The sequence below is a fragment of the Polynucleobacter sp. genome, assembly GCF_044342855.1.
Classification (GTDB): Bacteria; Pseudomonadota; Gammaproteobacteria; order Burkholderiales; family Burkholderiaceae; genus Polynucleobacter.
Genome location: NZ_JBIIPA010000014.1, coordinates 1 through 13,694, shown reverse-complemented (window position 1 = coordinate 13,694; position 13,694 = coordinate 1). Strand labels below are relative to the sequence as shown.

Sequence of the window (13,694 nt, the reverse complement as noted above, 5' to 3'; positions counted from 1 at the left end):
ATGCCCACCTTATCCGTCATACTCATTACTCGCAATGAAGAGGCCAATTTGGCCGATTGTCTGGCCTCCCTAGAGGGGATAGCCCAGCAAATCGTGGTGGTCGACACCAATAGCACTGATGGCACTCTAGAAATCGCCAAAAAACATGGGGCCATCATTAGCAAACCAGCGGATTGGCCTGGATTTGGGCCTCAAAAGAACCGCGCTCTAGATCTGGCAACTGGTGAGTGGGTTCTTTCCTTGGATGCTGATGAGCGCCTTACCCCAGCCCTCAGAAGCGAAATTCTGACGCTAATTCATCATTCAGCCCGTGTCGACTGTTTTGCAATTCCACGCCTATCTTGGTATTGCGGTCGCTTTATTCGCTATTCTGGTTGGAGCCCCGATTATGTGGATCGATTATTCAAACGCGGTACTGCCCGCTTCTCAGGTGACCTCGTTCATGAACGGCTGATTCCGAATGGGCAAGTGGCCAAACTTGAAAACCCCCTATTGCACTTCAGTTTTATGAACTACTCGCAAGTACTGCAGAAGTTAGATCGCTATTCAACAGCATCAGCAGAGCAGGCATTTTCCAAAGGGGAAAAGAGTAGCCCCTTAAAAGCAGTTCTTCATGGCATGTGGGCCTTTACTCGTACCTACTTTATTCGCCTTGGTTTCTTAGACGGCCCGCAGGGCTTTGCTTTGGCAATCTCCAACGGGCAAGGAACCTACTATCGCTACATGAAGTTATGGCAACTGCATCAAGAAGCTGCGCATCATCAATGCTCCAAGAAATGATCTCAGTACTTTTAGCAACCTACAACTGGCCGCAAGCTCTCAAACTAAGTCTTGAGTCACTAAGCACTCAAACAGATTTGGATTTTGAAATCATCATTGCTGATGACGGCTCTACCTTAGACACCAAAGAACTTATCGCAGCCACTCAGGTTGATTTCCCGGTGAAAATAAGGCATCTCTGGCAAGAAGATCAGGGTTTTCGTAAGACCCGTATTCTCAATCAAGCTATCGAAGCGTCTGCTGGTAATTATTTGATATTTCTTGATGGTGACTGCATCGTTCAGCCAGACTTTATCGCCCAACATCGAGCGCTATCTCAAGCGAACCACCTAGTAACAGGCAGTCGCATCTTGCTTAATAACGAGCTCAGTAAACAATTGCTCTCATGGCCTCATTGGGATTTCAAGAAATTTGCCGACAACTTATTAAGCTATCGACTATCCCGTGGCATCAATAAGTGCTGGCCCATCAAAATCAAACTAGGTGATGGTGCATGGCGAAAATATAAGAAATTTGTGTGGCGCCGTATTAAGGGCTGCAATATGGCCTGCTGGAAAGCGGATGTCCTGGCCATTAGTGGCTTTGATGAAACCATGACAGGCTGGGGGCATGAGGATGCTGATTTTGTGTTTAGACTACAAAATAAAGGTGTAATTCGTAAATCTGGGTCCTGGTCCACCGAAGTGCTCCACCTCTATCACCGCATTAATGACCAATCTAATGCTGCAGAAAATGCGCGTCGCGTACGTGAAAAAATTCTGGCTAAAGCTTATTAGGATTAAGTTACATTACCTCTATGACTGCATTCTCAGCACTAAATCCTAAAAAGGTTTTATTTATTGCGACTCGCCAAATTGGAGATGTCCTTGTCACTACGCCGCTGATATCACAAGCGCGTGAACTATGGCCTGATGCTGAATTTCACTTTTTGGGTTACCGCGGCAAGCTCGACATGCTCAAGGGAAATCCTAATGTTACCCAGATAATCGAAACCTCAGACCGCCCCAAACTCAAAGAATATCTCTCCTTATTTTTTAGACTCTTTCAACGTTACGACTTAGCGGTAGTCACGCAACCCAGCGATCGCGCTTATTTTTATGGCTTAGTAGTAGCCCATCAAAGAGTCGGTGTTCTTGGAGGTCACCCCCAAGGTCTTACCGAGGAAGACAAGGCTAAAAAAAACAAAAGCGACAAACAAAATACCTGGAAAAAAGCTATCAGCTTGCATACAGTGGATGTGGATTATTTTGCACAACATGTCATTACTGAAAAGCTGCGTCTGCTCGAGATCTTTTACAAGAACCCGCAGGATTTATTTGGTGGACCCATTTCTGTAAGCGCCCCTGCTGGCGATCCGATTACTCCTAGTATTGCCGGTCAACTTCACTCACCTTATGTAGTAGTACATCCTGGACCCTTGACCGCCTATAAGCGCTGGCCTCTTACCTATTGGCAAACATTGCTGACATGGATTGCGGAACAGGGCTGGCAAGTTGTGCTGAGTGCATCCCCAGCCACGCAAGATCTACAACTCAACAAAGACATTCTTTCCCTGCTTGATGAAAAGACGCGCAGCCACGTTGTCGATACCGCAGGCTTACTTTCTATCCCGCAAGCAGGAACCCTGATTCGTGGAGCGATAGCCTATATTGGGGTAGATACTTCGATCACCCATCTTGCGGCAGCATGTAATACACCCGCCATTGCCTTATTTGGCTCAACGCCGCCCACCAACTTTGGCCCTTGGCCTAATGGCTTTATTGGCATGCAACCCTACCAATTAAGAGCTCGCTCGCAGACGGTTGGTAATGTCACGATTTTGCAAGGCCCTGGTGAGTGCGTCCCCTGCCGCAAAGCAGGCTGTGAAGATCGCGCAAGTAGCAGTAGTGAATGCTTAGATCGCTTAGAACCAAATCAAGTGATTGCAGCGCTTCAAGATGCTACAAATAAATAAAGCACTCTGAGTGGTTTTGCTACTGCCGATTTAGTGGTACTGAACCTGAACGGCATTGGCTTGCTTAGCCGCCAAAATTTGATTCAAGCTATGCAGGCAAGCATCATCTGGATAGATCCTTAGCTCTTCCGGAAACTGCATGAGACAGGCGCCACCGCTAGTAGTGACTGCAGCTGTGAGCATCAAACCTTTTAGACCCTCGCTAGCGCTTGGCATAGAGGTTGCGGCAGGCCCTAACTTGGGATCCCGCACACGATTACTCATCAAGTAAGGCCCAATTTGGCTACGTAAGGATTTGAGATCAATCGCTGAATCGATGGATAGATGTACATTGCGTGCAAAACGCATGCGGGCACCCGTAATATCCATCACCGCTTCTGACACGATTCGCACCCCTCCAGAAAACTTATCGGGGGTGACATTTACTTTAGCCACTAGCAACTCGTCCTCTTTGAGCCAAGAGCGATTCGGTTCATAAACCTCACTATAGAGAGTCACCTCAATTGCCGCAGTGCCATCGTCAATGGTTGCAATCATCATGCGGCCACGCTGACCAGTCAACATGCGAGCAGAAGTAATAATGCCGGCAATTAGCTGATCCTTACCTTCAGTCACTTTGACTAATGGCTGGCGAATGAAGTGTGCCGTCTCATCACGGTAGGCATCAAACATGTGACCAGTCAAACAAAGACCTAGGGCACTTTTCTCATCCTGCAGACGCTTCTTCTCAGACCAGACTGGTTCGCGCACTAACTCAGGTAGATGGCGATCTTCTTCCCCCGCTACCTCAAACAAACTCACTTGATTGATTGAGGCTTCCGCTTGTTCTGCTGCCTCAATTGCGCGCGCAAGAGAAGCCAACAACGTGGATCGAATATCGTAAGGATTACCGCCGGCAGGAATAGAGTCTTTATACAAACTATCAAAAGCACCGGCACGCATCAAAGCTTCAATCGCACGACGATTCACTTGTCTACGATCGACGCGGGCACAGAAATCAAACAGATCTTTAAACGGACCGCCCGTCTCACGTGCCTTCACAATCACTTCAATAGCCGCTTCACCAGTACCCCTTACGGCGCCTAATCCATAACGAATATGACTGATCGGAGAATCTATGGCAGCATCTGGCGCACGCAATGGCGTGAACACATAAACACCCGTATTAATATCAGGCGAGAACACGCGAATATTATTTGCCAAACAATCGTCATATAGAATCTTTACCTTATCAGCGTCATCCATTGCAAGCGATAAGTTGGCCGCCATAAATTCAGCAGGGTAGTAGGCTTTTAACCAGGCAGTTTGATATGCTAAGAGCGCGTAAGCGGCAGCATGAGACTTATTAAATCCATAGCCTGCAAAACGCTCCATCAAGTCATAAATCTCGTTGGCTTTACCTTCCGTAATACCACCCGCTTTTGCGCCATCACTAAAAATCTTGCGATGCTGCGCCATCTCTTCAGGCTTCTTCTTACCCATCGCACGACGCAACATATCCGCGCCACCGAGTGAGTAGCCACCGATCATCTGGGCCATCTGCATCACCTGCTCTTGATAGACCATGATGCCGTAGGTTTCTTGCAGAACGGGCTCAATACGCGGATCTGGATACTCTACTTTTTGACGCCCATGCTTACGCTCAATAAAGTCCGGTATCAAATCCATTGGGCCTGGACGGTAAAGCGCGACGAGCGCGATAATGTCTTCGAAGCGGTCAGGCTTAGCTTCACGAAGCATGCCTTGCATGCCACGACTTTCTAGCTGGAAGACGGCAACCGTATTGGCATTCTTTAAAACTTCGAACGCTTTTGCGTCATCGAGTGGAATTTCACCGATATTCCAATCTTTACGATCAGCATGTAATGTCTTAATCCATTTTTCAGCAGCCGCCAAAATCGTCAGCGTCGTTAAACCCAAAAAGTCGAACTTCACTAAGCCAATCGCCTCAACGTCATCCTTATCAAACTGACTAATGACGGAGCCACTCTCTTGGTCTTTAGAGTCTTTTGCTTCTTGTGTATAGAGTGGGCAAAAATCCGTCAAGCGGCCAGGAGCAATTAACACACCACCGGCATGCATACCAACGTTGCGGGTCATGCCCTCTAACTGCTGAGCAAGAGATAGAAGCTGACGCACTTCATCTTCATTTTTTTCACGCTCGCCTAATTGCTTCTCTTCCTTCTTGGCTATTTCAATGGTCATGTACTGACCTGGCTTATTCGGAATCAGCTTGGCGATACCATCCACAAAGTTATAACCTTGCTCGAGCACGCGACCAACGTCACGAATCGCTGCTCTTGCAGCCATGGTTCCAAATGTAGCGATTTGACTAACCGCATCTTTGCCGTACTTATCTTTTACGTACTGAATAACGCGATCGCGCCCATGCTGACAGAAGTCGATATCGAAGTCGGGCATGGATACCCGCTCAGGATTTAGGAAGCGCTCAAAGAGCAAGTTATAGCGCAATGGATCGAGATCAGTAATACCGAGTGAGTAAGCAACCAAAGAGCCAGCGCCAGATCCACGACCCGGACCTACTGGCACACCATTGTTTTTTGCCCAGTTAATGAAGTCCGCAACAATCAAGAAGTAGCCTGGGAAACCCATTTGAGCAATAGTCTTCACTTCAAACACGAGGCGCTCGTGATAGCGAGCCTCTTCCTTGGCGCGCCCTTCTGGATCTGAGAAGTTGCGCTCCATATGGCGCTTCAAACCAATCTCAGATTGCTGCAATAAATAATCGTCGAGCGTAATACCAGGCGGCGTTGGAAAATCCGGTAAGCGCGGCTGACCTAAGGTTAAAGAGAGATTGCAACGTTTAGCAATCTCTACTGAGTTAGCTAACGCAACAGGTAAATCTGCAAAGCGCTTTTCCATCTCCTCTTGAGATAAGAAATACTGCTCTTCATTAAATTTTTTGGTGCGACGGGGGTTACCCAAAAGCTCACCCTCTGCGATACACACCCGCGCCTCATGGGCCGTGAAATCACTACGCTGCATAAACTGCACAGGATGCGTAGCAACGATTGGTAAATCTAATTCACTTGCTAGGTGGCAAGCAAGCTGAAGTTGCTTTTCATCTTGAGGATGACCGCCGCGCTGTACTTCTATGTAAAAAGCATTTGGGAATAATGTTGCCCAGCGTTTAGCGGCGTCTTTAGCTTGATCTTCTTGACCAGCCAACAGCGCAGCACCAACATCACCCCAACGTCCACTCGAGAGCGCAATTAATCCATACGCTAGCGTTCTTTTTGCAGCTTTATCTTCAGCCTTAGAAGCAGGCTCGCTAAACCATTTGGGGTCTACCTCAGCACGACCGCGTGTCTGATTTTCTAGAGAGGCCTTACTTAATAACTGGCACAGATTGAGATAACCAGAGTGGTTCTGAACCAAGAGCAATAAACGGTACGGTTGGTCTGGGTCCTGAGGATTGCTAACCCAAACATCCGCGCCCGCAATTGGCTTAATTCCGCCAGAGCGTGCAGCACTATAAAAACGAACCAAACCAAATAAATTACTTAAATCAGTGAGCGCTAAGGCCCCCATCCCGTCTTTTTCAGCCGCAGCAACCGCATCGTCAATGCGAACAACGCCATCCGTAATTGAAAACTCGGAATGGACGCGCAGATGAACAAAACGGGGTGAAGCCATGAGATCATTTTAGCTGTGCCGAACCTGAAAAACCCCTCATCCCCAGCCGACGGCTATCGTGGGCGCTTTGCCCCCTCGCCTACTGGCCCGCTTCACGCAGGATCGCTAGTTGCCGCCCTGGGAAGCTGGCTAGATGCCCGACAAAATCAAGGGAAATGGCTGCTCAGAATCGAGGATTTAGATACCCCCCGCTGCATTCCGGGGGCGGATCAAGAAATCCTGCGCCAATTGCTTGCCTGCGGTCTCACCTGGGACGAGGAGCCGACTTGGCAATCAAAGCGTCAAGAGGGCTATAAAAAGGCTCTAGAGCGCTTAAACGAGCTGAAAATGGTCTATTCATGCACCTGCTCCCGACAAAGCATTAAAAACGCTCTAGAGGCTCGCGGCGTGGTCACCCCACGCAATCAAGAGATGGTTTACCCAGGAAGCTGCCGCCCTCAAGAAATACGAACATATAAGAATGGAAACACCCTCTTGGCTGAGGCGGCTTGGAGAATCGCTCTTCCCCCAGATCTCATTCTTCATTTTGAAGATCTAGCTCAAGGCATACAAAGTCAGGATCTCAATCAAGAAGTGGGGGATTTCGTACTGCGGCGTCGAGATGGCGTATTTACTTATCAACTAGCCGTGGTGGTGGATGATGCCGAGCAAGGAATTACACACATTGTGCGTGGCGCAGACTTGCTCAACAATACGGCGCGCCAGATTCATCTACAAGGAGTATTGGGATATCCAATGCCAAGTTACCTGCATCTACCCCTGGTTCTGGATGAGCATGGTGAAAAGCTCAGCAAACAAACTTTAGCAAGCGCCATACATACTGAGAATGCGCAGCAGGCTTTACAAGAATTACGAAAAGCCGCAAGGCATTTAGGCTTGAGTGATCTTCCAGATGGAAAAGATACTTCGATTGCTGAGTGGCTTTTGGCAGCCACCCAGGCTTGGGATAGAAAAATTACTTCTTCTTAAAGCCGCCGAGCAAGGCGCCGACGGCCGGTCTTGCGGGAGTGACGCCCACTTTTTTCTCTTCAGTATTTGCAGCGCTAGCACTCGGCTGTGCAGCGCTAGGCTCATACGGTTTATAGAAAAATGGGTCTGACATTTTTGCCAGTGCATCGGATCTTGATGAGCTTCTACTTGGTGCAGAGCTAGGACTGCCTTCAGGTAGCGGTTGAATATCCAACTTACGCTTCATCAACTTTTCAATATCGTCGAGCAAACGTTTTTCACTGGCATCAACTAAAGCAATCGCATCACCCTTGCTACCCGCACGACCAGTACGACCAATGCGGTGTATAAAGTCTTCTGCATTAAATGGCAATTCATGATTAATCACGCAAGGCATTGAAGGAATATCCAAACCACGTGCAGCTACGTCTGTTGCAACGAGAGCTTCAATTGCGCCAGACTTAAATGCATCCAGCGTTAAAGTGCGCTCACCCTGACTCTTATCTCCATGAATCGCACCCGCTTTAATACCATCGCGCTCCAATGAACGCGCCAATCGAGCACAGCCTAAACGGCTGTTAGTGAAGATGATGCACTGGCGAGACAAGCCTTGACGCGTACGCGCTTCAAGCACTTTCACAATTGCGCGCTGCTTATCAGCACTAGACACCATATGCACCACTTGCTTCACAGTATCTGCTGCAGCATTTTGGCGAGCCACTTCAACCGTAACCGGAGTACGTAAATAACTTTGCGCTAATTTCTTAATCTCTGGAGAAAACGTTGCGGAGAATAAGAGTGTTTGGCGCTGCGCTGGAATCAAATCAATGATGCGTTGCAAGTCAGGCAAGAAACCCATATCGAGCATGCGATCCGCTTCATCCAACACGAGAATTTCTATCTGAGAGACATTGGCTACTTTAGAACCAATGTGATCAAGTAAACGGCCTGGGGTAGCAATCAAAATCTCCACACCGCCACGCAATGTGGCAACTTGCTCTTTCATATCCACACCACCATAAACCACGGCGGCGCGTAAATCGGTGTGCTTAGAATAACTCGCTGCATTCTCGGCAACCTGAACAGCCAGCTCGCGTGTCGGCGTTAACACCAAAGCACGGATGGGATGGCGAGCAGGTGATGCGCTGCTACTCGCGTGACGCAAAATCTTTTGAATGATCGGCAACACAAAGGCGGCCGTCTTACCAGTACCCGTTTGGGCCGCGCCCATCAAATCACTTCCCGCCAAAACATGCGGGATAGATTGCGCTTGAATCGGAGTTGGGGTGTTGTAACCCTGCTCAGATACCGCTTTTTGAATCTTTGGATCTAATCCAAAGTCAGCAAAGGTAACTGTTGGTGGGGTGGCGCCACTCTCAGTAGCGCCGGTAGAGGAATTTATTTCAGGAACAGTATTTGTCAAGGTAGCTTACAGAATGGCTGCAATGCCGGCCTTCGCGGTTTCGGCATCCTCAGTCGATTTAACGCCGGAAACGCCGACTGCGCCGATGGTAAACCCATTTACCTCGATATTGACGCCACCCTCCAACATGCCCGAAATGTGTGGGGCAGATAAAAAGGAGGTACGTCCGTTATTAATAATTTCTTCGTACACGCGGCTCTCGCGTTTGCCCATTGCAGCAGTACGTGCTTTTTCTTCGGCAATGTAAGCTGAGACAGGAGCGCAACCATCGCGACGAATTAAACCCAACAGATGTCCGCCATCATCACAAACGGCAATAGTCACTGCCCAGCTATTTGCCGCGGCATGCTTGTCTGCTGCATCCAGAATCTTTTGAACATCAGCCTGGGTTAAATACGGTTTAGTTGCCAACATGATTAATCTCTCTGTCTCTAATGCTATTGATATATATGGTGAATTATAGGTTGAGTCTGCCGACCAAGCCTTACTTTAGGTACTCTTGGGCCGCAACTACGCCGCTGGCCTTAGGTTTGTAGCCAATAGAGCTAAAACTCATCTCTACCCCGCTTAAAGCAGCCATGAGGCTCAATTCGTTGCAATCACCAAGGTGGCCAATACGGAAAATCTTGCCTTTGAGCTTGCCCAATCCAGTTCCGAGCGAAAGATTGAACTTTTCTAGGGCATGCTTACGCAGTACATCCGCATCCATTCCCTCTGGAACCACGATCGCTGTTAATACTGGTGAATACGCATTTGGGTCTAAACATTGGTTTTCAAGACCCCAAGCTGCAACTGCGCGACGACAAGCCTCTGCCAAACGTTGATGGCGAGCAAAAATGGTATCCATGCCCTCGGTCTGCATCATATTGATTGCTTCATGCAAACCGTACCTCAGATTGGTACTTGGTGTAGTCGGCCAGTAGCCTGTTTTATTCGATTCTAAAATTTCATCCCAAGCTAAATAGGCTTTTGGAATTTTGCTATGTTTACTTGCTTCAATCGCTTTTGGTGATAACGCATTAAAGCCAATACCTGGAGGCAACATCAACCCTTTTTGTGAACCGGAAACGGTTACGTCTGCGCCCCATTTATCATGCTCATAATCCACCGAACCCAAGCCAGATACGCTATCCACGAGTAATAGAGCTGGATGTTTTGCATCATCAAGCGCCTTGCGAACCGCAGCAATATTGGATGTCATACCAGTTGAAGTTTCGTTGTGTACTACACAAACTGCCTTGATTTCATGCTGAGCATCTTTGCGTAAGCGCTCTTCAATTACTGCCGCATCCATACCCCAGCGCCATGTGTCTTGACCAGGCTTTCCAATTACCTCAACATCAATGCCAATCTTTTTGGCTAAAGCGCGCCACAAGTTTGCAAAGTGACCGGTTTCATAAAATCACGGGCTGTTCTGTCTTAAAGATCTTCTTGATGCCATCCAAAACCTTGAGGCCAAATGCGCCAAATTCTGGGCCGCGGTGATCAATCGTTTGATAGCTAATTGCCCGCAGAATGCGTGAAGGCACTGGGCTTGGACCAGGAATATGTAAGAAATGACGTCCTGAGAGGTGGTTATCTAGTTTTAGCATGCTGAGTCTCGTTTGGTTTTTATAGTTAATCTTGCAAGCCAGTGTAAGACACTTTTTGGCAATTGATAATTTTGTATGCAAAATATTTATCAAATAAGTAAAAAATAAGGCTTTTATAGCGCTATTTATGCTTATTCATAGGTTATAGTAAATATGTATACAAAATTAAGGCATTTCAAATGATGCTCACGGCACTCCCAAATACCCAAAACTTACACGAAGCGACCTTTCAAAAGCTCCGATCTTTATTGGTGGAGGGTGCGATTACTCCCGGCAGCAAACTCAATGAACGTGAGCTAGCAGAACAACTCAACGTATCGCGTACCCCTATTCGTGAGGCGATTCGTCGCTTAGCTGCTGACGGACTGGTTGAATTAATCGCCAACCGCGGTGCGATTGCAGTTCAACTGACTCGGGACGACATCATTCACACATTTGATGTGATCGCAAACTTAGAGGGCTACTCTGGAGAGTTAGCAGCTCAAAACATTAGCGATCAAGCGCTCATTGAACTTGAGGCACTTCAATATGAAATGATGGCCTCGTACGCGCGTAGAGATCTTTCTAGCTACTACCGACTCAATCTCAAGATTCATCAAGCGATTAATCATGCAGCGAACAACCCGGTCTTAAGCCAGCTATTTACTCAGGTTAACGCACGCATTGAGGCGCTGCGCTTTCGCTCCAATCAAGATGGCGTGAAATGGGAAAAGGCCGTCGGAGAGCATCAAGAAATGTTGGATGCATTAAAGGCGCGCGATAGCGTACGTATGCGTAAAGTCATGATGCAGCATGTCATGAATAAGCGTGATGTGGTTATTCAATTGGTTGACTCAGAATCTAATGAGAAGGTTGCAGCACGAACAAGCCACTGGATTTGCCGTTACCAGAATTCGTTGCCAATAAGGCGGGGCTAGCAAAGCGCCTGAAACAAGAAACTTCTGGCGAAGTCATGACGGACATGGCTAGTCGTGGACGTTACGCAACCGATGCATCTATCTATCAAGCTATGCCTGTTGCGGTCTTTGTACCAAAAACTGCTGAAGATATTGCGTCTGCTATCCAAATTGCAGCCGACTTGGGCGTCCCAGTTCTGCCGCGTGGCGGAGGCACTAGTCAGTGCGGTCAGACTACTGGTACGGCACTCTGGCGCCGCAAAACAACTTGGTGACTTTGTAAAAGGTCTCGCTAATACACTCCAACCTGAAATCGAGGCCCACTTTCCTAAAGTATTGCGGCGTGTTGCTGGATATAACCTCGATGTATTTCATCCGCAAAGCGAGCGCCCCTATACACAAGATGGCAGCGTCAATTTAGCGCACCTCTTAGTTGGTAGTGAAGGCACATTGGCTTACTTCAAATCGCTTGAACTCAAACTAGCACCATTACCGCAACACAAGGTGCTTGGAGTAGTGAACTTCGCCAGCTTCTTTAAGGCGATGGATAGCGCGCAGCACATCGTCAAGCTTGGGCCCACCGCTGTTGAATTGGTGGATCGCACGATGATTGACTTAGCGCGCCACAACCCGAGTTTCAAGAAAACCATTGAGACAGCGCTGATTGATGCTAATGCTCAAACACCTGAAGCCATCCTATTGGTGGAGTTCTCAGGAGAAGCACATGCGCCCTTACTAGAGAGACTCAAGTCCTTACAAAACCTCATGGGTGACTTGGGACTTCCAGGCTCAGTAGTTGCGATGCCCGATGCCGGCTTACAAAAGAATTTATGGGAAGTGCGTAAGGCCGGCTTAAACATCATGATGAGTCTCAAGGGTGACGGTAAGCCAGTCAGCTTCATTGAAGACTGTGCAGTCCCATTAGAAAGTCTTGCTGAATATACCCAAGCACTGACAGATATATTTTCTAAATATGGTTCACGTGGCACTTGGTATGCGCATGCTTCTGTTGGCACCCTTCATGTCCGCCCGATCTTAGATATGCGTCGCGATGGTGCTCAGAAGATGCGTGCAGTTGCAGAAGAGGCTTCAGCACTCGTTCGAAAATACAAAGGTGCCTATAGTGGCGAGCACGGCGATGGACTGTGCCGTGGCGAATGGATCTCTTGGCAGTTTGGCCCCAAGATTACTGAAGCTCTCGCAGAAATTAAGCATGCATTTGATCCAAATGGATTATTTAATCCAGGCAAGATCGTTGATCCACCCAAGATGGATGATGTAAGCAACTTCCGGTTTCCGCCAAGCTATAAAGTGATTCCACTCCAACCCGCTTTAGATTGGTCTACCTGGAATGTGCAGAACAACCCCGTCACAGAACAAACGAGTGCGCCAGGCACTGGCGGCGACCCTGCAATGGGCTTGGCCAAAGCCGTTGAGATGTGCAATAACAATGGCCACTGCCGCAAGTTCGATGCAGAAGTGATGTGCCCAAGTTATCGCGTTACACGTGATGAAAAACATCTCACCCGTGGTCGGGCAAACACTCTGCGTCTCGCACTATCCAATCAACTGGATATCAAGGACGAAAGCTCACCTCTCGGAAGTGATGCTATTAAAGAAGTTATGGAGCTCTGTGTCAGTTGCAAAGCCTGCCGCCGTGAATGCCCGACTGGCGTAGACATGGCGAAGATGAAGATTGAGTTTCTTTCGGCCTACAAGAAGCGGACTGGTCATACGCTGCGCGATTTAGCAGTGGCCTACTTACCTAAATACGCTCCAATTATTAGCAGCATTCCTGGTCTCCCTTCCCTGCTCAATCTTCGCAATCACATTGCGCCGATTGCTAAATTGCAAGAGTGGATCATGGGCATTTCTGCGCAAAGAAGCCTACCAATCTGGAAAGCTAAAACATTCTGGAGCAACAAGAATGCTATTACACCTTATCAATTTACGTCAGCAGAGCTGAGTAAGGCTGATACAAATGGCAATAAGGGTCTGGTGCTGTTAGCCGACACCTTCAACGCTTACTTTGAAGATGAAAACTTACAAGCCGCATTAGCTGTTCTGAAGGCCGCCGGATATCGTGTACATATTCCACAGAAGTGCTTGGATCAGCAAAAATCAAAGGCAAGCTCAACATCAAATAGCTGCTCTAAAGAATTCTGTTGTGGTCGTACTTACTTAGCTGCTGGCATGGTGGATAAGGCTAAAGCCAGTCTAGATGAATTAGTAAATCATCTTGTCCCATTTGCTGAAAAAGACATCCCGATTATTGGCCTCGAGCCTTCATGCCTCTTTACTTTAAAGGATGAAGCATAGAAGTGGCCCCATTCCTTTGAACAGTTTCCCTCGATTTATAAGTGGATTCTCTACTCTGCTTAAGCCGCCTTTAATGCGGGCGGCAGGGTTTTAAAATACATCTCATCTGGAGTCATTCTATCAAG

At 47.9% G+C, this 13,694-nt stretch carries 8 protein-coding genes and 2 pseudogenes; 6 read left to right on the top strand and 4 right to left on the bottom strand.

The window, feature by feature from the left end:
- The 3 genes from ACIQZ3_RS06110 to ACIQZ3_RS06100 are packed head-to-tail and all read left to right on the top strand — an operon-like array spanning position 1 to position 2,734.
- Entirely contained in the window at positions 1-780 is a 780-nt protein-coding gene (locus tag ACIQZ3_RS06110) for a glycosyltransferase family 2 protein (protein ID WP_397391309.1), read from the top strand.
- The gene (locus ACIQZ3_RS06105; RefSeq protein ID WP_397391307.1) at positions 765-1,556 is read left to right on the top strand and encodes a glycosyltransferase family 2 protein; all 792 of its coding nucleotides are present in this window, start codon (positions 765-767) and stop codon (positions 1,554-1,556) included. The genes ACIQZ3_RS06110 and ACIQZ3_RS06105 overlap by 16 nt, the downstream gene beginning before the upstream one ends.
- Before the next feature lie 20 nt (positions 1,557-1,576).
- Complete coding sequence (locus tag ACIQZ3_RS06100) at positions 1,577-2,734, top strand: glycosyltransferase family 9 protein (protein ID WP_397391305.1); 1,158 nt, start codon at positions 1,577-1,579, stop codon at positions 2,732-2,734.
- 30 nt (positions 2,735-2,764) lie between these two features.
- Here ACIQZ3_RS06100 and dnaE read toward each other — a convergent pair whose 3' ends face one another.
- Positions 2,765-6,391 (bottom strand): DNA polymerase III subunit alpha, encoded by a 3,627-nt coding sequence (dnaE, locus tag ACIQZ3_RS06095; protein WP_397391303.1) that lies wholly within the window; start codon positions 6,389-6,391, stop codon positions 2,765-2,767.
- A gap of 15 nt (positions 6,392-6,406) precedes the next feature.
- On the opposite strand from dnaE, the gene gluQRS reads away from it, so the two are divergent.
- Positions 6,407-7,360: a tRNA glutamyl-Q(34) synthetase GluQRS gene (gene gluQRS / locus ACIQZ3_RS06090; protein WP_397391301.1), complete on the top strand. Its 954-nt coding sequence runs from the start codon at positions 6,407-6,409 to the stop codon at positions 7,358-7,360.
- Here the strand turns inward: gluQRS and ACIQZ3_RS06085 are convergent.
- From ACIQZ3_RS06085 to ACIQZ3_RS06075, 3 genes and pseudogenes are all read right to left on the bottom strand, one after another.
- Positions 7,347-8,762, bottom strand: a complete 1,416-nt coding sequence (locus ACIQZ3_RS06085) for a DEAD/DEAH box helicase (RefSeq protein ID WP_397391299.1) — start codon at positions 8,760-8,762, stop codon at positions 7,347-7,349. The two genes, gluQRS and ACIQZ3_RS06085, sit on opposite strands and share 14 nt — an antisense overlap.
- Positions 8,763-8,768: 6 nt before the next feature.
- Entirely contained in the window at positions 8,769-9,173 is a 405-nt protein-coding gene (locus ACIQZ3_RS06080) for a heme-binding protein (protein WP_397391372.1), read from the bottom strand.
- 73 nt (positions 9,174-9,246) lie between these two features.
- Positions 9,247-10,354: pseudogene (locus tag ACIQZ3_RS06075) on the bottom strand (pyridoxal-phosphate-dependent aminotransferase family protein).
- A gap of 179 nt (positions 10,355-10,533) precedes the next feature.
- On the opposite strand from ACIQZ3_RS06075, the gene ACIQZ3_RS06070 reads away from it, so the two are divergent.
- Both ACIQZ3_RS06070 and ACIQZ3_RS06065 read left to right on the top strand, forming a co-directional pair.
- Entirely contained in the window at positions 10,534-11,271 is a 738-nt protein-coding gene (locus ACIQZ3_RS06070) for a GntR family transcriptional regulator (protein WP_397391297.1), read from the top strand.
- A 35-nt stretch (positions 11,272-11,306) separates the two neighbouring features.
- Positions 11,307-13,566, top strand: a pseudogene (locus ACIQZ3_RS06065) (FAD-binding and (Fe-S)-binding domain-containing protein); the annotation flags it as partial.
- Between the last annotated feature and the right edge of the window lie 128 nt (positions 13,567-13,694).